This window comes from Dyadobacter sp. UC 10, from assembly GCF_008369915.1.
GTDB lineage: Bacteria > Bacteroidota > Bacteroidia > Cytophagales > Spirosomataceae > Dyadobacter.
The window spans coordinates 2,587,600-2,607,478 of the sequence record NZ_VSRN01000001.1 but is presented as its reverse complement, the minus strand read 5'-3'; the positions used below and the strand labels follow the sequence as shown (position 1 = coordinate 2,607,478).

General features: G+C 44.5%; 25 protein-coding genes. 8 read left to right on the top strand and 17 right to left on the bottom strand.

Annotated elements, in window-relative coordinates; all coding sequences use genetic code 11:
* Positions 1–149 precede the first annotated feature (149 nt).
* On the top strand, positions 150–1,289 hold the full coding sequence (locus FXO21_RS10815) for an acyl-CoA dehydrogenase (RefSeq protein WP_149643452.1): 1,140 nt from the start codon (positions 150–152) through the stop codon (positions 1,287–1,289).
* 174 nt (positions 1,290–1,463) lie between these two features.
* Positions 1,464–2,393, top strand: a complete 930-nt coding sequence (locus tag FXO21_RS10810) for a helix-turn-helix domain-containing protein (RefSeq protein ID WP_031529699.1) — start codon at positions 1,464–1,466, stop codon at positions 2,391–2,393.
* 56 nt (positions 2,394–2,449) lie between these two features.
* Here the strand turns inward: FXO21_RS10810 and FXO21_RS10805 are convergent, their stop codons facing one another.
* Positions 2,450–2,908, bottom strand: a complete 459-nt coding sequence (locus FXO21_RS10805) for a nuclear transport factor 2 family protein (RefSeq protein WP_149640093.1) — start codon at positions 2,906–2,908, stop codon at positions 2,450–2,452.
* Here FXO21_RS10805 and FXO21_RS10800 point away from each other — a divergent pair.
* Positions 2,907–3,329, top strand: coding sequence for a hypothetical protein (locus FXO21_RS10800; RefSeq protein WP_225865647.1), 423 nt, complete (start codon positions 2,907–2,909; stop codon positions 3,327–3,329). The genes FXO21_RS10805 and FXO21_RS10800 overlap by 2 nt on opposite strands.
* Position 3,330: 1 nt before the next feature.
* Here FXO21_RS10800 and nadD read toward each other — a convergent pair whose 3' ends face one another.
* From nadD to FXO21_RS10765, 7 genes are all read right to left on the bottom strand, one after another.
* Positions 3,331–3,903 (bottom strand): nicotinate (nicotinamide) nucleotide adenylyltransferase, encoded by a 573-nt coding sequence (gene nadD, locus FXO21_RS10795; protein WP_149640092.1) that lies wholly within the window; start codon positions 3,901–3,903, stop codon positions 3,331–3,333.
* 11 nt (positions 3,904–3,914) lie between these two features.
* Entirely contained in the window at positions 3,915–4,484 is a 570-nt protein-coding gene (gmk, locus tag FXO21_RS10790) for a guanylate kinase (protein WP_149640091.1), read from the bottom strand.
* 9 nt (positions 4,485–4,493) lie between these two features.
* On the bottom strand, positions 4,494–4,784 hold the full coding sequence (locus FXO21_RS10785) for a phosphohydrolase (protein ID WP_225865646.1): 291 nt from the start codon (positions 4,782–4,784) through the stop codon (positions 4,494–4,496).
* 82 nt (positions 4,785–4,866) lie between these two features.
* A complete protein-coding gene (locus FXO21_RS10780) occupies positions 4,867–5,466 on the bottom strand; it encodes a sigma-70 family RNA polymerase sigma factor (protein WP_035360656.1) in 600 nt (199 codons plus the stop codon).
* A gap of 214 nt (positions 5,467–5,680) precedes the next feature.
* Positions 5,681–6,184: a hypothetical protein gene (locus tag FXO21_RS10775; protein ID WP_149640090.1), complete on the bottom strand. Its 504-nt coding sequence runs from the start codon at positions 6,182–6,184 to the stop codon at positions 5,681–5,683.
* Entirely contained in the window at positions 6,181–7,020 is an 840-nt protein-coding gene (mreC, locus tag FXO21_RS10770) for a rod shape-determining protein MreC (protein WP_149640089.1), read from the bottom strand. Before mreC ends, FXO21_RS10775 begins: the two co-directional genes overlap by 4 nt.
* A 98-nt stretch (positions 7,021–7,118) precedes the next feature.
* Complete coding sequence (locus FXO21_RS10765) at positions 7,119–8,144, bottom strand: rod shape-determining protein (protein WP_149640088.1); 1,026 nt, start codon at positions 8,142–8,144, stop codon at positions 7,119–7,121.
* A 173-nt stretch (positions 8,145–8,317) separates the two neighbouring features.
* Here FXO21_RS10765 and FXO21_RS10760 point away from each other — a divergent pair, with 173 nt between their 5' ends.
* Genes FXO21_RS10760 through FXO21_RS10750 form a run of 3 tightly spaced genes read left to right on the top strand, consistent with a single transcriptional unit; the run spans position 8,318 to position 11,450 of the window.
* Positions 8,318–9,829 carry a GH3 auxin-responsive promoter family protein gene (locus tag FXO21_RS10760; protein WP_149640087.1) on the top strand — a complete coding sequence of 504 codons (1,512 nt, stop codon included), beginning with the start codon at positions 8,318–8,320 and terminating at the stop codon, positions 9,827–9,829.
* An 11-nt stretch (positions 9,830–9,840) separates the two neighbouring features.
* Positions 9,841–11,001: a 1-deoxy-D-xylulose-5-phosphate reductoisomerase gene (locus FXO21_RS10755; protein WP_149640086.1), complete on the top strand. Its 1,161-nt coding sequence runs from the start codon at positions 9,841–9,843 to the stop codon at positions 10,999–11,001.
* A complete protein-coding gene (locus FXO21_RS10750; protein ID WP_149640085.1) occupies positions 11,001–11,450 on the top strand; it encodes a hypothetical protein in 450 nt (149 codons plus the stop codon). Before FXO21_RS10755 ends, FXO21_RS10750 begins: the two co-directional genes overlap by 1 nt.
* Before the next feature lie 15 nt (positions 11,451–11,465).
* On the opposite strand, the gene FXO21_RS10745 is transcribed toward FXO21_RS10750, so the two are convergent.
* From FXO21_RS10745 to FXO21_RS10715, 7 genes are all read right to left on the bottom strand, one after another.
* Positions 11,466–12,230 (bottom strand): glycosyltransferase family 2 protein, encoded by a 765-nt coding sequence (locus FXO21_RS10745; protein ID WP_149640084.1) that lies wholly within the window; start codon positions 12,228–12,230, stop codon positions 11,466–11,468.
* 39 nt (positions 12,231–12,269) lie between these two features.
* Positions 12,270–13,115 (bottom strand): glycosyltransferase, encoded by an 846-nt coding sequence (locus FXO21_RS10740; RefSeq protein ID WP_149640083.1) that lies wholly within the window; start codon positions 13,113–13,115, stop codon positions 12,270–12,272.
* A gap of 6 nt (positions 13,116–13,121) precedes the next feature.
* Positions 13,122–13,346 (bottom strand): DUF2283 domain-containing protein, encoded by a 225-nt coding sequence (locus FXO21_RS10735; RefSeq protein WP_149640082.1) that lies wholly within the window; start codon positions 13,344–13,346, stop codon positions 13,122–13,124.
* A 1-nt stretch (position 13,347) separates the two neighbouring features.
* On the bottom strand, positions 13,348–13,587 hold the full coding sequence (locus FXO21_RS10730) for a hypothetical protein (RefSeq protein ID WP_149640081.1): 240 nt from the start codon (positions 13,585–13,587) through the stop codon (positions 13,348–13,350).
* A gap of 15 nt (positions 13,588–13,602) precedes the next feature.
* Positions 13,603–14,421 (bottom strand): phytanoyl-CoA dioxygenase family protein, encoded by an 819-nt coding sequence (locus tag FXO21_RS10725; protein WP_149640080.1) that lies wholly within the window; start codon positions 14,419–14,421, stop codon positions 13,603–13,605.
* A 96-nt stretch (positions 14,422–14,517) separates the two neighbouring features.
* Positions 14,518–15,453 carry a glycoside hydrolase family protein gene (locus tag FXO21_RS10720; RefSeq protein WP_149640079.1) on the bottom strand — a complete coding sequence of 312 codons (936 nt, stop codon included), beginning with the start codon at positions 15,451–15,453 and terminating at the stop codon, positions 14,518–14,520.
* 45 nt (positions 15,454–15,498) lie between these two features.
* Positions 15,499–16,380: a class I SAM-dependent methyltransferase gene (locus tag FXO21_RS10715; protein WP_149640078.1), complete on the bottom strand. Its 882-nt coding sequence runs from the start codon at positions 16,378–16,380 to the stop codon at positions 15,499–15,501.
* Between the two features lie 196 nt (positions 16,381–16,576).
* Here FXO21_RS10715 and FXO21_RS10710 point away from each other — a divergent pair, with 196 nt between their 5' ends.
* Positions 16,577–17,770: a M20 metallopeptidase family protein gene (locus tag FXO21_RS10710; protein WP_149640077.1), complete on the top strand. Its 1,194-nt coding sequence runs from the start codon at positions 16,577–16,579 to the stop codon at positions 17,768–17,770.
* Here FXO21_RS10710 and FXO21_RS10705 read toward each other — a convergent pair.
* Complete coding sequence (locus FXO21_RS10705; protein ID WP_149640076.1) at positions 17,760–18,494, bottom strand: polyprenol monophosphomannose synthase; 735 nt, start codon at positions 18,492–18,494, stop codon at positions 17,760–17,762. The two genes, FXO21_RS10710 and FXO21_RS10705, sit on opposite strands and share 11 nt — an antisense overlap.
* Before the next feature lie 50 nt (positions 18,495–18,544).
* On the bottom strand, positions 18,545–18,892 hold the full coding sequence (locus tag FXO21_RS10700) for a DUF4296 domain-containing protein (protein WP_149640075.1): 348 nt from the start codon (positions 18,890–18,892) through the stop codon (positions 18,545–18,547).
* A 96-nt stretch (positions 18,893–18,988) separates the two neighbouring features.
* On the opposite strand from FXO21_RS10700, the gene FXO21_RS10695 reads away from it, so the two are divergent.
* Positions 18,989–19,879 carry a DUF58 domain-containing protein gene (locus FXO21_RS10695; RefSeq protein WP_149640074.1) on the top strand — a complete coding sequence of 297 codons (891 nt, stop codon included), beginning with the start codon at positions 18,989–18,991 and terminating at the stop codon, positions 19,877–19,879.

Here is a 19,879-nt window from a genome sequence, read left to right as displayed (position 1 = left end):
ACTTTCCTGATAATGAGTAGCTAAAAGGAAAGTTTTAATGTAATGTAAAAAAGGTATGCTTGCCTACTATTTAGCAAAAATCTATTTTTGAATGAGATCAAATTTTGTAAACAGCGTTCAACATGGCATTTAGCGGACAATTAAACGGAATGGATTTTAACCTGAGCGAAGAACATTTGGCGGTTCGCGACGCTGCGCGCGATTTTGCTCAAAATGACTTGCTTCCGGAAGTGATAGAGAGAGACTCCGCCCAGAAATTTGATACGTCGCTGCTTGATAAAATGGGGGAGCTGGGATTTTTAGGAATGATGGTTGCGCCGGAGTACCATGGCAGCGGAATGGATACGCTTTCCTATGTGATTGCCATGGAAGAGATTTCAAAGATTGATGCATCTGCCGGTGTGATCATGTCTGTCAACAATTCGCTGGTTTGCTGGGGAATTGAAAAATATGGAACGGAAGCGATTAAACAAAAATACCTTACCCGGCTTGCCACAGGCGAAATGATCGGAGCGTTCTGCTTATCGGAGCCGGAAGCCGGTTCTGATGCGACGTCTCAGCATACCACAGCTGTCGATCGGGGAGATTATTATTTGTTGAATGGTACAAAAAACTGGATAACCAATGGAAATACTTCGGACGTTTGCGTTGTAATTGCTCAGACAGATCCGGAAAAAAGGCATAAAGGTATCAATGCATTCCTGGTAGAGAAAGGCTGGAAAGGTTTTGAAGTGGGTAGAAAAGAAGACAAAATGGGCATACGGGCGTCGGATACGCACACTTTGATGTTCTCCGATGTGAGGGTTCCAAAAGAGAACAGGATCGGCGAGGATGGTTTCGGTTTCAAGTTCGCGATGAACGTGCTGAATGGGGGAAGAATCGGTATTGCTGCGCAGGCGCTCGGCATTGCGACCGGTGCCTTTGAGCTGTCCTTAAAATATTCCAAAGAAAGAAAAACTTTCGGCAAGCCGATCAGTGATCATCAGGCAATTCAATTCAAGCTGTCTGAAATGGCGACAAAAATTGAGGCCGCGCGGTTACTTGTCTATAAATCAGCCCGTATGAAAGACGAGGGAAAGGATTATGTGCAAGCTGCGGCTATGGCAAAATTATATGCATCTGATGTTGCAATGTGGGTGACAACTGAGGCTGTGCAGGTGCACGGAGGCTATGGATACGTGAAAGAATATCACGTAGAGCGGCTCATGAGGGACGCAAAAATCACACAGATTTATGAAGGTACCTCCGAAATACAAAAACTCGTGATAGCCAGGGAACTACTTAAATAGTCTGATCCCGGAGATCGAATCCATTTTTATTCTAAATGTTGGATTAAAATCATATCAAAATATCATTTTTTTTTAGTTTTTTGTTAATCTATACTTGTATTAGTTTTGTACAATTTATTAGATTTGTACAAAAATTGAAAGTTACGGTCGAAAGGACCCTTAAACATATCAGGTATGGAAGATTATAATAAGATTATTGAATCTTTGGGGGTAAAATTCGTGAAAGCCCGTCATATACGGATTTTGCAACCTATTACAATTAAAAATTTCTACGACGTCCAGAATTCATTGACGATTTTGTACGACGGGGAAGTCTCCTTTGGGTCTGAGGAGTCGCAGAAAGTAGAGGAGGGAGATATGCTGTTTATCCCTGGCGGAAAGCATGCAACTGTGACTTACGGAAACACGCAGACTGCGAAGACCGTTTCGAATGAAGAATTCATGACCAACCGTGATAACTATATCGACGCTGGACATGATCCTGCGCTTATCGGTAAATTGCCTAATTCATTTGGACTCATTTCTTTTGAAGCGAAGGTTTTTGATACGGTTAACTTCTTCACCTCGCTCGATGTACCTCCGTTCCTGATTAAAAGAGACGATCAGATTGCGGCAACGATCAACCAGATTTTGACAGAAGATATGCTGGATACCCCAGGTAAGGGCCGCATTATCAAGATCAAAACGGAAGAAGTGGTGATTGAGATCATCCGTTATATTTTGAAAAATAAATTGTTCGTTGAGCAGCTGGTAACGAACAGTACTTACTTCAAAGATCCTCGCCTGATCGATATTTTCGCCTATATCAAAGACAACCTGGGCGGCGATCTTTCCAACAAGGTGCTTGCCAACGTAGCGAACGTTTCAGAGGATTATGTAGGCCAGTACTTCAAAATGCTGACAGGAATAAATCCACAGGATTATATCGAATACCAGCGTATGGAAAAAGCGGTTGATTTACTGCGTACTTCGAAGAAAAGCATCCGTGCGATTGGTTCTGACGTAGGCTATAAAGACACGGCTTACTTCTGCCGCCGATTTAAAATGATGTTCGGTATTCCGGCTGGTAAAATGCGCCGTCGTGAGTCACTGATGAATGTGTAAAAATATAGTAAGATAATACTGAGAGGAGCCCGAAAGGCTCCTTTTTGTTTTACCGACTATTGAACGGGGGTAAGCTGAACTGCCGACACCTGCCATTTCGCGCCATTTCTGGTGCATACCGCCATGAAGGAAAGATCTCCCTGAAAGCTATTATTTTGAAGGCGCGCCCGTATACTCCACAATCCTGTAACAATCGCTACATCGCGGTAATTACGGGTATTAATGCCGGATTGCATACCCGACTCGATCACAAGAAGTCGATCGCTTAATGACTGAATCAGTTGCTCCCGGTTAATCGTCTGCCCATTGAAGCTCACAACAGTGAAATCGGCTGCCAGAATATCTTCCAACGCATCCACATTTTTTTCCTGCAATGCATTAAAAAATTGCCTGGCACAGTCGGTTCCGTCGATAGGCTGCGCAAATTGTGCTTTCGCGGCAAAAGCAATTGAAAACTGGATCAAAAACAACAAAATGAATTTCATGTCAGGATAAGTATAAGTAGCTTCGCGCATGGATTTAAACTTAACGAAAGGAGTTTTTAAAATGAGATTTCCTGAGAAGATTTATACGCTGATATTGGTAGCATTTGTTTCGGCCTGTGGTTCGGCTCCAGACAAAATGGGAAATGTAGATTTAAATAAATGGCGTGGAGACAGGGGAGGCTGCAATAATGTGCGCTCCGGCCAGAAAGCCGATTTTAAGGCAATAGAAGAAGAATTAAAAGGAAAATTTGCAGATGATATCGGAAAGATACTTGGGAGGCCGGATATTCATCAGTTGGGAGAAAGAAACCAGAAGTTTTACGTGTATTTTTTACAAAAGGGTCCTCAATGCGAAGATATGAAGTCGAGATCGGAGGCGGAGAAAGTGATCCTGAAATTTAATGCGGTTGGGTTGCTCTCAGAAATTACCTACCAAACACGGCCTTTGTAGTTCAGAGATAGAATTTTTTAATCCTGATCAGCTGCTCCACTTGCTCCGGAACGAGGTATTTAATTGATATTCCGCTTTTGAGAGAAGAACGGATAAATGTAGCAGAAATATCCAGCAGAGGCGCTTCGACGAACTTTACAGCTTCGTGGTTGCCGAACAAATGCTTTTTCGAATTTGGTCTCGGGTAAACATACAGCCCTGTATATTCCAGAATCTGCTCGTAATTCTTCCAGTTTGGAAACTGCGCCAGATTATCTTCTCCCATAATGAGCTTGAACGCATGCTGCGGGAATTTTTCCTGAATGCGTATCAGCGTATCAATCGTATAGCTCGGCTTGGGCATATGAAATTCCATATCGCTGGCCCTGAAAGCCGGATTGTCAGCAATAGCACGCTCTACAAGGTCGAAACGGTCGAACTCATGCAGCAGGCCGCTATTTTTTTTAAATGGATTTTGAGGGCTGACGATGAACCAGATCTGTTCAAGATCGGTAGTCGCGTGCATCGTGTTGGCTATGATCAGGTGCCCGATGTGAATGGGGTTGAATGACCCAAAGAATAGACCAATTTTCATCGCTCAGTGAATTAAAATTCTAAAAATTCCTTCACGAGGAGCTCGGCACTTTCCAGCGCATTGTTCAGTTCATCGTTGATCAGGACTTCATCAAATTCATGCTCAAAACTTTGTTCATACCGTACTTTGGCCAAACGTGTGGCAAGTGTCTCGTCTGTTTCTGTTCCACGTCTGGATAACCGGCGTTTAATCTCATCCTCAGAGGTTACTTTCACAAAAACGCCCAGCGCTTTGTCTCCGTAAGCTTCTTTCAGTTTCAAGCCACCTTTGACATCCACGTCGAACACTACGTGCTTACCTTCATCCCAGAGCCGTTGAATTTCGGCTTTCAATGTACCGTAATAGTTTCCGGCATACACTTCTTCCCACTCAGCAAATTCCTGGTCGGCGATTTTTTGCCGGAAATCAGCGAGCGTTAAAAAATAATAATCCTTGCCGTCAATCTCGTGTTCGCGCTTGGCACGTGTGCAGGCGGATACAGAAAATGCAAGCTGATTATTAAACTTACTTAAAAGGTGTCTGACAATAGTGGTTTTTCCGGAGCCGGAAGGGGCAGAGAATATGATGAGCTTTCCTTTCACACGAACAGATTAACTGTTTATTTTAGACAGGATCGTATTGAGGATACTTTCGGGGCAGGGCTTCTTGACAATCTTGTGATTAAGTGAATCCTTGATGCATTTTTCCAGCCGGTAAGCTTCGATACAAGGAATGCATTTGTCCATATTGTCACGAAAATGTTCCTTCTCAGCGTCAGTCGCTTCATCATCCAGGATAGCCTGAATTACCTTCATACACTGAGCGTGATGTTCACACGTGTGCTTCATGACTTTGTCTTGCGCAGCTTCTGTCACAGAAGGCGTCGTTGGGGATGCATTCATTACTTAAAATGAAATAAGGAATAATGGAATAAGTTTCAGTTGTACCCTATAACCGAATAGGTTGCAAAAAAAGTTTCACAACCTACGAATCATATCCCATAGAGCTTGCATAGCTCTTCAGTTTTTCTTTCAAAAGGTTACGCGCGCGGTGTAGCCTCGACCTTACCGTTCCGATGGGAATATCAAGGATTTTGGCCATTTCCTCGTAAGTAAAACCCTCTATGTCACATAGAATGATCACAGTACGGAAGTCTACCGGCAAGGCGTTCAACGCATTGGCAACCTCGTCTCCGATCAGCTCCTGGACAGCATCAGCACGCAAATCAACCGTGTAAGTAGTATCAGATGCTTCCTCCGAGTTGTAAGTCGTTTCGACTTCCTGATAATCGACTTTCGAAGGCTCTTTACTTTTTTTACGGTAGTCGTTGATAAAGCTGTTTTTCAGGATTCTAAATAACCAGGCTTTGGCATTAGTACCCTGCTCGAAGGAAGAAATAAAACGAAAAGCTTTTAAATAGGTGTCTTGTACCAGGTCATTTGCATCGTCTTCATCCATAGTAAGGCGGAAGGCGAAGTTATACATGGAGTCTATATGAGGCATGAACTCGCGGTTAAATACTTCATAACGAAGATCATCCGTGTATTCATTAGTCGTGAGCGTTTCTGACATGGCAACTAACATAGGAATGCTGAATTTACAAAGATTAATAACAGCTCCAAACGGTGCAAATTTATTTTGACAAGTGGCTCGTTGAAGCTATATAACAGCCATTGCTTGACGATAAAATTATATAGGGTAGGAAAAAGACTGGTTTTCCGGTACTGTTAGTTCATCGTTAATTAATGTACCTACATCAAATTTCGAGCCAAAAAGGAACTTGCGCCAAAATGTCATATTATCGTTTGGAAAAAAGTTCCAGCAAAATGACAAGGAGAGTAGTTAATAAAGCGCTGGCACCAATTCGCATGAGGGTATAAAGGATCATTCCAAAGTGATTGATCTCCATAAAGAAAAGAACTGCGTGATGGATCAGGATCAGCGGGAAAATATAGGAAATGAAGGCCCCAAGCCCCTGCATCCGTATTCCGACCTCTGCACGCTCGGCTCCTTTGGACTTCATTTGAAAATGGATCAGGAAAGGCCGGAGGTATGCGATCAATACAGTGGCAGCAGCGTGCATGCCAAAAGTGTTTGAAAAAACATCGACCGTGAAACCGATCGCAAAAGCGATAAGTAACAAATACATCCTGTCAATGTCCGCAGGCATCAGTAATACACCTGCAATGTAGATAAAGCAAAAAGCATAATTGAACAATACAAGGTTCCGCATAAAGAAGATCTGCAGGAACAAATACAGCAGGACCATCAGCGAATATTGTATTGCTTCTCTTAAACTCATTTGGTTTCGATCGTACGCGTTTTTAAAGATTCCTGCTCCACAAGTTGTTGATTTTGTACCACATAAACGTAAGAGAGGTTTCGAAAGTCGGTGGAAAGGCGCAGTATAATGTTATAAAAAGTCTGGTTCGGGTGCACAGTTACGTTTTCAACTCTGCCTACCATAATGCCGGGAGGAAAGACAGAGTTTTGGTCGGACGTGACAGCCGAATCGCCTTTGAAGATTTTAGTGTATTTGGAGACGTCAATCAGGTCGATCAGATTAGGATCTTTTCCCGCCCATTTCGCATATCCGATTTCTTTGCTCCGGACAAGCTTCGTGGAAACCATAAATTGCGAATGCAGGATAGAGGTAATAACCGAATAATTTTCAGAACAAAACCTCACCTTACCCACTACGCCGGTCGCTGAAATTACACCCATACCAGGCTTGACACCGTCAGCAGTACCTTTGTCTATGGTTAAAACGTTGTTCTGCTTGTTTGTTTCATTATCCACCACCTTTGCCACCGTATAGGTAAATCTTGCTGTAAACGCTGAATCAGGGACATATCCTCCGGGAGCATCAACAGGGTTTCTCTGGCTTAATGTGGTTACCAGCGCGTGCAGCCTGGCATTTTCATTGGCCAGATCTGCATTCATTTCATCCAGCTTGGTATATTCTCTCGCCGAGTTGGAGAATGCGAGTGTTTTGGCAACGTAGTAATTGGAAGTATTAAAATAGGTCGCGCCCCAATAGGTATTACTGCGCACAATAAGCCACACACTGAGCACTTCCAGCAATACAAAAACCAAAAAGAAACGATTCCGGATGACGAAATCAACGAGTTGGAGCATGGGCTAAAATGTTCACGCGTAGTCCATCAATAGGCGCTCGATGCGCTGCGCAAAAATATAAATGATTTCGCAATTGATGAACTACGCGCGATCCGATCCTACGAAATCAATACAGGCTTGTATAGTTCCAGGTTTTTGAGAACTTCCCCGGTACCTTTTACAACAGCTTTTAATGGATCGTCAGCGATATGGACAGGAAGTTTCGTTTTTTGAGCAATTCGTTTATCGAGCCCGTGAATAAGCGCGCCACCACCGGTAAGGTAAATACCGTTTTTGAAAATATCCGCTGAAAGCTCAGGAGGAGAGATTTCCAGCGCCTTCATGACACCTTCCTCAATTTTCGAAATTGACTTGTCGAGAGAGTACGCTATTTCACTATACGTCACGCGGATTTCCTTAGGAATACCGGTCATCAGGTCACGTCCACGGATCTGATAATCGTCCAAAGGAACTTCCAATTCGGGTGAAGCAGAACCGATTGCCATTTTGATCAGCTCGGCAGAACGCTCACCAATCAGCAGGTTGTGCTCGCGGCGCATGTAATCGACTATATCTCTTGTGAAAACATCGCCCGCAATGCGTACAGACTGCTCACAAACAATACCTGATAAGGCGATAACCGCGATTTCGGTAGTGCCACCGCCGATATCAACGATCATTACACCATTAGGTTGAGTAATATCGATCCCAATACCAATAGCAGCTGCGATCGGCTCGTGCACCATGTATACCTCTTTGGCACCTGCGTGCTCACAAGAATCTTTTACAGCCCGCTTTTCAACCTCGGTAATACCGGAGGGAATGCAAACCACCATTCTGTGTGAAGGAGTAAAAAACCGGCTGCCCGTGTCGATCATTTTGATCATGCCACGGATCATCATTTCTGCTGCGGTGAAGTCCGCGATCACGCCGTCTTTAAGTGGACGGATTGTTTTTATATTTTCATTCGTTTTTTCATGCATTTGCATGGCCGTGTGGCCTATCGCCAGAACCTTGCCTGTGGTTTTATCCATGGCAATGATAGAGGGCTCGTCAACAACTACTGTATCTTTATGAATGATTAAAGTATTGGCAGTACCCAAATCAATCGCAATATCGCTAGTCAAAAAATCAAACAATCCCATATAATTTATTAAAATTTGCGCTCACTTTGATTTCAGGATGGCAAAATTACAGATTATTGTCCACAAACAAAGGCATTTAAAAAATTTAGGGTGTTGCCTCAAAGTGGGTAAAAAAACGCCATTTTTAGCTCCTTTGAAAGATATTACGAATCCTGCTTACCTTTGGTTTTACTATGGGAATTAAGGCAACTTTGAGTCGTCCGCTGGCGCGATATATTGTTCAGCAACAGCAGCAATGGATCTCCGAAAGCGTAGCAGTTCAGGAGAAGTGGAGACAGGAACTGGTAGCGAAGGCGGCACAAACAGAGTTTGGAAAAGATCACTTTTTTGGGGAAATTCATTCTTACGCCGATTTCAAGGAGGCTGTGCCGGTCGCGGACTATGAAGATCTGAAAGGATATATAGGTAAGATCAAAGAAGGAGCAGACAATATACTCTGGCCGGGCAAGCCTTTATACTTTGCCAAAACGTCAGGTACTACTTCCGGAACTAAGTACATTCCTATTTCCCGGGATTCGATCTCCAACCATATCGATTCGGCCCGGAATGCCATTTTGACGTATATTGATCAGACAGGAAAATCTGCCTTTTTAGACCAAAAACTAATATTTCTCTCCGGAAGTCCGATACTGACAGAGACAGGCGGGGTACTGACAGGGCGCCTGTCAGGTATTTCCAATCACCACGTGCCAGGCTATTTGCGCAAGAACCAGCTGCCAAGCTACGAAACCAATTGCATTGAAGACTGGGAAACCAAGCTGGACAGGATCATTGACGAGACGATAGCTCAGCGAATGTCCCTTATTTCCGGCATTCCTCCCTGGGTTCAGATGTATTTCGACCGGATTATTGAGCGAACCGGTAAGAAGATCAAAGACGTTTTTCCCGACTTTTCCCTCTTTATCTATGGCGGCGTTAATTTTGAACCTTACCGCGCCAAGCTTTTTGAATCAATAGGAAAACGTATCGATTCCATTGAGCTCTATCCTGCTTCGGAGGGTTTCTTCGCATACCAGGATTCGCAGGATGACGAGGGTTTGCTGCTGCTGCTCAATACCGGTATCTTTTACGAATTTATCCCTGCCGATCAGTTTTTTGAAGAAAATCCGCCGAGATATTCAATAGGTGAGGTGGAAGTCGGAAAAAACTATGCGATGATCGTGAATAATAATGCAGGTCTTTGGGGCTATTCGCTGGGAGATACGGTCCGTTTTGTGTCTACAAATCCATATAAAATCCTGGTTACTGGTCGCATTAAGCATTTCATATCGGCATTCGGCGAGCACGTGATCGGAGAGGAAATTGAAAAAGCATTGCGCTATGGAATGGAGCGTCATCCGGAAGTGGAGGTAGTGGAGTTCACGGTGGCTCCGATGGTAAATCCGGCAGGCGGCGGACTCCCCTATCATGAATGGCTGGTAGAGTTTGCAACTGCCCCTGATGATATGAACAAGTTTGTAGAAGATATTGACCGCCGGCTGACAGAACTGAATATTTATTACAAAGATCTTATAGAAGGAAGTATTTTAAGAAAATTAGAACTGGTACCATTGCCCAAAAATGCATTTATCGACTTTATGAGAGCCAGCGGAAAATTGGGTGGACAAAATAAGGTGCCCCGGCTTTCGAACGACCGGAAAATCGCAGATGAATTGGTAAAGCTTAAAACGGTTGAGCGACCTTAAATGAATAAATAATGAAAAAAAGAATTGCCATTTTAGGGTCAACCGGTTCAATTGGTACTCAGGCGCTTGAAGTGATAGAGGCGAATCCCGACATATTTTCGGTTTCCGTATTGACAGCGGGTGATAATGCTAATTTATTAATTGAACAAGCCGCAAAGTTTCTTCCTGCTGAGGTAGTTATCTGTAATGAAGAAAAATTTGAAAAAGTAAAATCTGCGCTTACCGGTCTTCCTGTGAAGGTTTATAAGGGCGCGGAGGCGCTGGTTTCGGTGGTTGAGTCAGATCAGATTGATATTGTGTTAACCGCGATGGTTGGTTATGCCGGACTTTTACCTACGATCCACGCGATCAAAGCAGGAAAAACCATCGCATTGGCCAATAAGGAAACATTGGTAGTAGCCGGCGAGCTGATCACCGCATTGGCAAAGCAATACCAGGTAGCAATCTATCCTGTTGACTCAGAGCATGCTGCGATTTTTCAATGTCTTGCAGGAGAAGAAAATAATCCCATTGAAAAAATTATCCTAACCGCGTCAGGCGGACCATTCCGGGGGAAAGACCGGACGTTTCTGGCTGAGGTCACGAAAGCGCAGGCGCTAAAACATCCCAACTGGAGTATGGGTGCCAAGATCACGATCGACTCGGCAACTTTGATGAACAAAGGATTGGAAGTAATCGAGGCAAAGTGGCTTTTTGATTTGAAAGCTTCTCAGATAGAGGTGATTGTGCACCCTCAGAGCATTGTGCATTCGCTGGTGCAATTCGAAGACGGCAGCATAAAAGCGCAAATGGGCTTGCCCGATATGAAACTTCCGATCCAGTATGCATTAAACTACCCCCTGCGACTGAAATCCGACTTCCCCAGATTCAGCTTCATGAATTATCCCTCACTTACATTTGAAAAGCCCGACCTCGAAACTTTCCGAAATTTGGCGATCGCTTATGAAGTTTTGGAAAAAGGCGGAAATGCAGCTTGTATTGCCAATGCAGCCAATGAAATCGCCGTTGAGGCATTCCTGCATGACAGGATAGGATTTCTGGATATTTCGGACGTAATTGTCGAAAGCCTGGCCAAAATAGCATACGTCGGGAATCCTTCATATACTGATTACGTTCAAACAAATGAAGCGACGAGGCGTTTTGCTTCTGAAATGATCAGGGTCAAAGTATAATGAAAACCATCTTTCTCAAATACCTGTCTGTCGCACTTGCCAGTACATTAAAGTTTTTCGGGGGCCCGATTACGGGCGTAATTTTAAAATTGACCTGGATTGAAACCGCTATTTGTTCCGCAATCGGAATGATGTTCACGGTTTTAGTACTTACGTATATAGGTAGTGGGATTCGGGAGTTAATTCAGAAGCGCAGGAAATCGAAACCCAAAAAATTCACCCGGATCAATCGTATTGCCGTGAATATCTGGAAACGTTTTGGCATTATCGGGATCGCATTCCTTACTCCTCCACTTTTCACGCCACTCTTCGGGCCGATATTAGCGGTGGCATTTCGTGTGCCGAAACACTCGATTTTTATGTGGATGACGCTGAGCGCGATTATCTGGGGCCTGGGGATCTCCTACATTGCCCACAAAGTGCATTTTATTCAGGATTGGATCAAATAGCCTGGCCGCTGTTCCTCAGCGGCTGACTTCCTTCTTCGGCGCAGTGGTCTTTTTCATAAAGTCCCCCTGCGAGAAGTATTTTTCAATGAGGCAGTACATCAGTATAAAAAAGTATCTGCTTCCCATTTCCTTGATTTTCAGCTTCGATTCACCGTATTTCCGGTTTGTCCAGCTATTGGGAACAACCGCGTAATTGAAGCCTCTTACCATTGCTTTCAGCGGAAGTTCAATGGTAAGGTTAAAATGAGGGGCTAAAAATGGTTTGATGCCTTCAATGGTTTCCCTTTTATAAAGTTTGAATGCATTGGTTGTATCATTGTATTTGATGCCCATCACGATCCGCACTATAAAATTAGCCACCCGGTTGATCACCTTTTTGAGCGCAGGGTAATCAATTACCCTTCCACCCTTTTCCCAGCGAGAACCGAATACGCAATCGTAATCGCCTTCGAGCATTTTGAAATAATATTTGGCCAAATCTTCGGGATCGTCCGACATATCTGCCATAAATACTGCCACACAGTCGCCCTTGAAGCGTTCCAGCCCGTATCTCACCGCATAGCCAAAACCATTGGGGCCCGGATTGGTGTAGTAGACAAGTGTAGGAATTTGAAGAGAAAGCTCGTCCAATACCCTCAGTGTTCCGTCTTTGGAGTTATCGTTTGTAACACAAATTTCGTGAGGGATATTGTACTTATTTAATGTGCTATGTAAAGAGGTAAGGGTGTGTGTTATCGATTCTTCTTCGTTATATGCTGGTATTACGACGCTTAGCTTCATAGATGTGAAATAGTATAAAACAGTACAAATTAAAGATTATTAATTCGAACTGCCAATTTTTTCGAGCCTGGAAAGCGCTTCTTCATAACGGGATATGGTGAGCTGTGCAGTGTTGTGATAGCTGTATTCCAACCATTTGTCGACGTTTTCAAACATTTCCTTCCGGTTTTTTAAAAACTTCAAATTGGTTTGAGAATGAACATTGCTCAGGCCGGCGCTATGTTTCCGATATACGCCCATCACATCTGGCAGATAACCGATTTTGCCCCGGGCAGCCAGCTGGATCATAATTGCCCAATCGCCGGCAGCGGCTTTTGAATGCCAATCCGCAAAGTCGTGATCCAGGAAGTAATTTCGGTACATCCAGCTTGCAGTCGCAAAAAACCATTTGTCTTCCAGAATATCCTCGATGGTGGAAACTGCTTTCTGATCAGGTTTATTGAATAAATGTTCCGGCGAACCGTCTTCGTATACGACCCGCATGTTGTGGTGACAGACACTGAAATCGGGGTTTTTGTCCAGGAAATCAACCTGCTTCTGCAGTTTAAGCGGGTCGGTCCAGTAATCGTCTCCTTCACACATTGCCACATATTCACCTTTGCAGGCTTTTACCAATTGCAGCACATTATTCCGCCCGGCAAATTCACGCGGCTCGCCAGGGCCCTGGTTTTCAGAGTGCAGAAAAGCCCGGATCATGCCCCGCGTGGATACGCCGGGCTTTTTCTGGTCATATTCTCTGATAATAGCTTGTGTGTTGTCCGTAGAAGCGTCGTCACCGATCACAATTTCAAATTCAAAATCGGTCTGCTGCATCAACGCCCCGTCGAGCATTTGCCCGATATATTGCTCATGATTATAAGCAGGAACGCAAATTGAAACTTTCATGTAATGCTAAATGGCGACCAATTCTTTAATAGTGTCGCCACTAATTTGCTGAAATGACAAACCATTCACATTTGTAAGCGTTGTGGCATGTTCAATAGTAAGACAAACGGGATTTCCATTAATGTCACGGTCAACCAGCATATTCTCATTCAGATCGTCGGTCGCAACTACCTCGTTCTGATTAAACACCAGCAAAAGTGTATCCGTATCTTGAAAATATCGAATGTCCATATCAATCCTCTGGCTTAAATGATCGGTCAAAAAACGCATTATGGACGGTTATTCCGTCGTCGAGCAGAACAATTCGCAAAAATTTTTGGTTCTCCTCGATTTTTGCCCAGCGACGTATCCGACCATCGTTCTGAATTTCTTCTTTAACAGGAAAATGGAATGCTTGTTCAATCCATTCTACCCTAATTTCTTTCCTGTCAGGTCGTTCTCTTGTGAATGTGAAGTAGTGTGTGAACTTCATTCAAAATTTTCAGTTTCAACTAAAAACCCCCTTCAACTGCTCCACGCTCGGAAAATCAGGTGTTACCAGCTCAGTTTCCGGTTTGTAAATGTACGCCATGGGGTAACCGCGATCGATAAATGTCGGCTCGTCGAGGTTATTGTAACGAAGCTGAACAGACCAGCGGATGTTATTGGTGGTATTATTACCTGATTGATGGATCAGAAACGCAGAAAAAACCAGGATATCACCCACTTTAAACTCCGTTTGAACGAAATCCTCATCTTTCAGCTCAGCAGTAATTCCACCCTGGTAACCAGAAGTAGAAGATTCCCTAAGACCAGTCGTATGGCTTCCAGGGATCACCTGCAATGCACCGATATCGGCACCGGCATCTACCATCGGGAACCAGATCACGGTGCTGTCCAGAGAACCCTGACCCGTGCGCCAGTCCTGGTGCGCGTCAAGTTTCCAGTGTTTGCTGCCGTCTTTCGATAAAAATCTGCTGTTGAACTGCATTGCCGCCCTTGCTCCGATAATAGGATTGGACAAACCAACATCTTTCAGGAGGTTTTCAATAACCGGATCAACCCCCAGCCGGTGCAACGAAAAAGTATGCTGGACAGTTTTGCCAGTATTGACAAATGCGTTGAAATCCTTTTCAAAAAACTCGAACATCGCATTTTCAAATGCATCGCGATCATCGATATCCACCGATCTGCCGGTTACCCGCTTGATCTGTGCAGCGAAAATTTTGCGTGCGTCTGTATATATCGTTTTGATAACGTCTTTATCGAGGTAATCTCTCAAAAGGACATATCCGTCTCTGTTGAACTGTTCCTGAAGTGTACTCATTGTATTAACCGTGTGACGTTTAAGTAATAATAATTAATCAAAACTATCATTCTTCCTGCAATGAAAGACTGATTCCCATCACTCTCTCAAAGGATATTAATCCTCCCAAACCGCATAGGCAAAGCCAGCTGCGCCAAAACCATTTCCGTTATACAGCAAATAACGCTTTCCGTTGTGCTGATAAAAATTGGCATAGTCAATCATCTGATAGTCGAAATCCTCCGGGTTGTCGGATTTCTCAATCCCTACCAAATGGTCTTTCCGTTCCCAATTTGTACCGTCTTTTGACTCTGCATAACCCAGCCGGTAGCTCTGATTGCGATCGGTCCGGTAATCGCGGGAGTGGCGGTAGGAATAATACATTTTGTAAATACCGTCTTCTTTAAAAACGCTCGGGCGACCCACTGCGTGTAGAAAATCGTCAAAATCGAGTGTCGGGATATCGCTGATCTCCCAGTGAATGCCGTCTTTTGAAGTGGCCGACTGTGCGCGGTAGTAAGGTTCGGGATAATCGTGGATCCATTCGCATTTGTGGCCCGAAATGTACCACATCCGCCAGGTACCATCCTCGTCGATCAATACAGAAGGCTGCGCTGCCCAAAGCGGGTTTTGAATGCTGCGGTCCATGATCGGGCCGACGAATTTTTTCTTGAATGTCAAACCGCCGTCGTGACTTTCTGCTAATCCCATCGAGAGCCGGTAGGAATTGTGCGTACGGTTCCAGCCGGTGTAATATAGCCAGATATCTCCGTTCGGCCGGTTTACAAACCAGGCAGGCATTGCGCCGGTTTCGTCATATTCCCCCGGGCCGCCCAGTTCCAAAACAGGTTTGTCGTGAACGTAGAGGATCTTTTTGGGATCGTCATAATCCACATCTATGAAAGTCGGGCGCGACTGGGTACTGGCGTCACGCGTCGAGAAGTAAATGCGCAAAAAATCTTTATGCTTGTATGCGTAGGGAACCTGCGCGTGGGAGAGGCTGTGCGGCATGCTCCCGTCAGGTTTGTAGATAACTCCTTTTTTAACCCACATGAAACGTTTTTCTCTTGATTGATGAATGTGAAAAGTGAATTGCAGTTAGTCAACCGCTTTTTCAGCACGCAGGCGCCAGTTGTCTACGAAATCCTTGCCCGGTATCGGCAGGTCGATGTCAATCTCAGGTGCGGCGGACGTAACTCTGAATTCCATCACGTAAAAAGCATTGCCGAATATGTAATGCAGCTTGAAGTTCTCAATATTGGCAGGCAAATCTTCCAAAGGTACCTCAGCCCGGAAAAGCGGATTTGCTTTAAGCAGCGTCGCATAAGTAGGTGTATTGCGAAGCCAGGGTGCCACACTTTCATCACCCACAACCACTTTTCCACCCGGACGAACTACGCGGGTTAGTTCGTCAAAGGCTTTTTTACGTTCTGAGAAAGTATTGATTCCGCCGAAATGAAAAACCGCGTCGAAAGTATCATCTGCAAAAGGCAGGTAAGAGCCGTTTCCAAGAAAGTAGTGGACATTTACATCTTCCGTCGATAATTTTTCCTGCGCTCTTTTGAGCATATTGGGAGAAAGATCGGACAAAACAGCAGTTCCGCCTGGTCTAACCCTGTCCAGAATGAGTGCTGAATCTTTACCTGTTCCGGCGCCTACTTCCAGTGCCTTCATGCCAGGTTTCAGTTCCATTAAATCGATAAAAAGTTTGCGGGTAGCAGCTTCATCGGAGTGATTAAGTGTTTCAAATACCCAGGAGACACCGCGGTCGTAACGCTCGAAAGCTTGATCGTACAGGTATTGCTCGCGGGCATCTTCGGGAAGTAATTCCTTTGGATACAGCATATTGACAATTCCTGTATCTCCTACTTCATACACGGTACCATCTTGGCTGGTCAGTGTTTTTTGATCTTCCGATAGTGCGAGCGAGGTTCCTGTGAGCGGACAAACCAACGATTCTAAAAACTCCTTATGATTCATTTTGTGCTTTGCTGATTAATTCATGTCTGGTCAAAATTACCTTTTTTCTTCATACAACATTCAATGTTAGGCGCCTTCTTAGCAAAAGGGGCGGTAAATACAGTTGGGCTGACAACCCTGCACGACAATCTATTTATCCTTAACTTTGGCAGGTTTGTAAGATAAAAATTGCCCATTTAGTAAGAATAACTTCCCTATGTCCCAGCTTCAGGAAAAAATCAAGGCATTGGCAAAAGGCCAGTCAGCAGATATCATCGCGCACCGCCGCCACCTTCATAGCAATCCCGAATTGTCATTTGAAGAATTTAAAACAGCAAAATATGTAGCAGCCGAGCTGACTGCGATTGGTTTGCAACCTGAAGAAGGCATCGCCGGGACAGGTGTAGTAGCGATTATTGAGGGAAAAAATCCGGGGAAAAAAGTAGTCGGTCTCCGTGCTGATATGGATGCATTGCCTATTCTGGAAGCCAACGATGTTCCTTACAAATCTACGGTTCCGGGCGTTATGCATGCTTGCGGCCATGATGTACATACATCGTCGCTGCTCGGAACGGCCAGGATATTGAACCAGGTAAGGGACGAATTTGAGGGCACGATTAAATTGGTATTTCAGCCGGCAGAAGAAAAGGCACCGGGCGGAGCTTCGTTGATGATCAGAGAAGGCGTACTTGAAAACCCGACGCCCGCCAGTATGGTAGGGCAGCACGTCGCACCGAACATTCCGGTCGGTAAAATTGGCTTCCGCGAGGGAATGTACATGGCGAGCACCGATGAGCTTTACCTGACTGTAAAAGGAAAAGGCGGCCACGCTGCGGCTCCGCACCAGTTGATCGACCCGGTTTTAATGGCTTCACATATCATCGTAGCATTGCAGCAGATCATCAGCCGAAACAGAAACCCGGCGAATCCCGCGGTACTTTCATTCGGAAGGTTTATTGCCGATGGTGTAACCAATGTAATCCCCAATGAGGTAACTATTCAGGGAACGTGGCGCTGCATGGACGAAGAATGGCGCGAGGATGGACTGCGCAGAATGAAGAAAATGGCGGAGAGCATTGCCGAGGCGATGGGCGGAAGTTGTGACTTTGATATTGTAAAAGGATACCCTTTCCTTAAAAATCATCCCGAACTGACCCGCCGCGTGCGCACAGCCGCTACCGGTTATGTGGGCGTCGAAAATGTGATCGACCTGGACCTTTGGATGGCGGGAGAAGATTTTGCATTCTATTCGCAGGTTGTAGATTCCTGCTTTTACCGCCTGGGCACAAGAAATGAAGCAAGGGGAATTATTTCGGGCGTGCATACCCCGACTTTTGATATCGATGAAGATGCATTGGAAATTTCAACCGGACTGATGAGCTGGCTCGCGATTTCGGAACTTAATGCTTGACGATATAGCGTTTGAAATAGCTGCTGATTTTGAGGTTGATCACCCCTAAAACAGCTTCTTTGAAAATCCCTCTGGACATTTTGGAAGCGCCTTTCGTACGATCTGTAAAAATGATGGGCACTTCCACGATATCAAAACCATATTTCCAGGAATTGAATTTCATTTCAATTTGAAAAGCATAGCCAATAAAACGGATATTGTCCAGATTGATCGCCCGCAGCACTTTCGCTGTATAGCAGATGAAACCGGCAGTAGGGTCCATGATCTTCATACCGGTAATCATTCTAACGTACGTCCCCGCAAAATAAGACATTAATACCCTGTTAATAGGCCAGTTGACGACATTTACGCCCGTGATATACCTTGATCCGATCGCCACATCGTGACCTTCGATTGCGCACGCTTTGTATAATTTGATAAGATCCTCCGGAGGGTGCGAAAAATCGGCATCCATTTCAAAAATGTATTCGTAACCCCTTTCCAGCGCCCATTTGAAACCGTGAATATATGCGGTACCCAATCCCAGCTTGCCTTTTCTTTCCGCGATATGCAGACCTGAAAATTCGGTCATCAGTGTTTTAACCACATTGGCGGTGCCATCGGGTGAACCATCATCTATGATCAGAACATCGAAAGGGTGAGCCAGGCTAAACACTTTACGGATGATCGCTTCAACATTTTCAATCTCGTTGTAGGTTGGGATAACTACAATACAATTATTCACAGGGCAGGGCTGGTTTTGGTTAAATGCTTGATGTTAAAGTTGATAAAAACTCAGAGCTTAATATCATTTTTTTTCTCCCGGACTTCAATTTTCTTATTGACTTCTTCATAAATGCGCGTCATGATCTGCGGATGCGACATATAGTAAGCATAACTTTTGTTATAAGCCAAAGTATCCACTTTATGCTTTTTCCAGATATCGGCCTTTAATTTACCGAATATCATTAATGACGAATCCAGTGAGCGCAGTTGAAGCCGGTTTACGCGCGACTCGGCCAGATGTATGTCTGCCAATATCGCAGCCATCTTGTGTTCCGGCAATGTATCGACGGGAGGTTTTTCCTCTTTGGAACAACCCGACAAAACCAGGCAAAAAATCAGGAAGGAAGCGATGCGCATAGGTATATTAGTGTCTAAAAGCAGCAACACTATCAAAATGCCTATCTTTGTTTAGATAGAACCGGTGACAAAGGTGATAATTTTTTCGCAAAACTTATGTTTGAACAATTTCTGGGAAAGCTGAGAAAATACGAAATACGTATGCGAAAAGCTGTAACCAGCGAGCGTCACGGCAATTTTCATTCGGTTTTCAAAGGCTCCGGACTGGAGTTCGATGATCTTCGGTTGTATCAATATGGCGACGACGTAAGAGCCATAGACTGGAATACTTCCGCCAAAGGACATGGTACTTTTATCAAGATTTTCAAGGAAGATAAGGAGCAGACCGCCTTCTTTATGCTGGATGTAAGTGCTTCTCAGCATGTCGGAGAGGTGAAAAGGCTGAAAATTGATATTGCAAAAGAGATTTGCGGGGTGTTGACGTTATCGGCGATCCAGGAAGCCAGCCGCGTCGGCCTCCTGTGTTTTTCTGACCGGAATGAGAGATATATTCGCCCGTCGGACGGAATGAAGCATGGTTACGGGGTAATTTCTGAGCTGTACAAGCTGGTACCTGAATCAACGAAGACAAATATTGCAGATGCAATTTTAGTCACTTTAAATGTTCTTAAGCGGCGCAGCCTGATATTCCTGATCTCCGATTTTATAGACAATAATTACCACCATAACCTGAAAGCGCTCGCAAGGAAACACGATTTGATCGTGATCCATTTATACGATTCACGCGAGATAAATCTGCCCGGACTCGGAATTATTCCCCTTTTCGACGCGGAAAAACAAAGTACGGTGTGGGTTAATACTTCATCAAAGCATTACCGGCAGGAAATGAGCAGCCGCTTCGATAACCGCAGTTCCGAACTTAAAAGGCTTTGCCACCAAAACAGGGCGGATTATATCGCTATTAATACTCAGGAAGATTACGTCCCTGCATTGATCCATTTATTCAAAGTCCGGCGTTATACGAAAAGCAGTGCAGCACAGTCATAA

Excerpts from the sequence above, each read along its gene's own strand:
- FXO21_RS10815 (WP_149643452.1), top strand. The coding sequence starts at position 150 with ATGGATTTTAACCTGAGCGAAGAACATTTGGCGGTTCGCGACGCTGCG.
- FXO21_RS10810 (WP_031529699.1), top strand. The coding sequence starts at position 1,464 with ATGGAAGATTATAATAAGATTATTGAATCTTTGGGGGTAAAATTCGTG.
- FXO21_RS10800 (WP_225865647.1), top strand. The coding sequence starts at position 2,907 with ATGGATTTAAACTTAACGAAAGGAGTTTTTAAAATGAGATTTCCTGAG.
- FXO21_RS10805 (WP_149640093.1), bottom strand. The coding sequence starts at position 2,908 with ATGCGCGAAGCTACTTATACTTATCCTGACATGAAATTCATTTTGTTG.
- nadD (WP_149640092.1), bottom strand. The coding sequence starts at position 3,903 with ATGAAAATTGGTCTATTCTTTGGGTCATTCAACCCCATTCACATCGGG.
- FXO21_RS10785 (WP_225865646.1), bottom strand. The coding sequence starts at position 4,784 with ATGAATGCATCCCCAACGACGCCTTCTGTGACAGAAGCTGCGCAAGAC.
- FXO21_RS10780 (WP_035360656.1), bottom strand. The coding sequence starts at position 5,466 with ATGTTAGTTGCCATGTCAGAAACGCTCACGACTAATGAATACACGGAT.
- FXO21_RS10775 (WP_149640090.1), bottom strand. The coding sequence starts at position 6,184 with ATGAGTTTAAGAGAAGCAATACAATATTCGCTGATGGTCCTGCTGTAT.
- mreC (WP_149640089.1), bottom strand. The coding sequence starts at position 7,020 with ATGCTCCAACTCGTTGATTTCGTCATCCGGAATCGTTTCTTTTTGGTT.
- FXO21_RS10765 (WP_149640088.1), bottom strand. The coding sequence starts at position 8,144 with ATGGGATTGTTTGATTTTTTGACTAGCGATATTGCGATTGATTTGGGT.
- FXO21_RS10760 (WP_149640087.1), top strand. The coding sequence starts at position 8,318 with ATGGGAATTAAGGCAACTTTGAGTCGTCCGCTGGCGCGATATATTGTT.
- FXO21_RS10755 (WP_149640086.1), top strand. The coding sequence starts at position 9,841 with ATGAAAAAAAGAATTGCCATTTTAGGGTCAACCGGTTCAATTGGTACT.
- FXO21_RS10750 (WP_149640085.1), top strand. The coding sequence starts at position 11,001 with ATGAAAACCATCTTTCTCAAATACCTGTCTGTCGCACTTGCCAGTACA.
- FXO21_RS10745 (WP_149640084.1), bottom strand. The coding sequence starts at position 12,230 with ATGAAGCTAAGCGTCGTAATACCAGCATATAACGAAGAAGAATCGATA.
- FXO21_RS10740 (WP_149640083.1), bottom strand. The coding sequence starts at position 13,115 with ATGAAAGTTTCAATTTGCGTTCCTGCTTATAATCATGAGCAATATATC.
- FXO21_RS10735 (WP_149640082.1), bottom strand. The coding sequence starts at position 13,346 with ATGGACATTCGATATTTTCAAGATACGGATACACTTTTGCTGGTGTTT.
- FXO21_RS10730 (WP_149640081.1), bottom strand. The coding sequence starts at position 13,587 with ATGAAGTTCACACACTACTTCACATTCACAAGAGAACGACCTGACAGG.
- FXO21_RS10725 (WP_149640080.1), bottom strand. The coding sequence starts at position 14,421 with ATGAGTACACTTCAGGAACAGTTCAACAGAGACGGATATGTCCTTTTG.
- FXO21_RS10720 (WP_149640079.1), bottom strand. The coding sequence starts at position 15,453 with ATGTGGGTTAAAAAAGGAGTTATCTACAAACCTGACGGGAGCATGCCG.
- FXO21_RS10715 (WP_149640078.1), bottom strand. The coding sequence starts at position 16,380 with ATGAATCATAAGGAGTTTTTAGAATCGTTGGTTTGTCCGCTCACAGGA.
- FXO21_RS10710 (WP_149640077.1), top strand. The coding sequence starts at position 16,577 with ATGTCCCAGCTTCAGGAAAAAATCAAGGCATTGGCAAAAGGCCAGTCA.
- FXO21_RS10700 (WP_149640075.1), bottom strand. The coding sequence starts at position 18,892 with ATGCGCATCGCTTCCTTCCTGATTTTTTGCCTGGTTTTGTCGGGTTGT.
- FXO21_RS10695 (WP_149640074.1), top strand. The coding sequence starts at position 18,989 with ATGTTTGAACAATTTCTGGGAAAGCTGAGAAAATACGAAATACGTATG.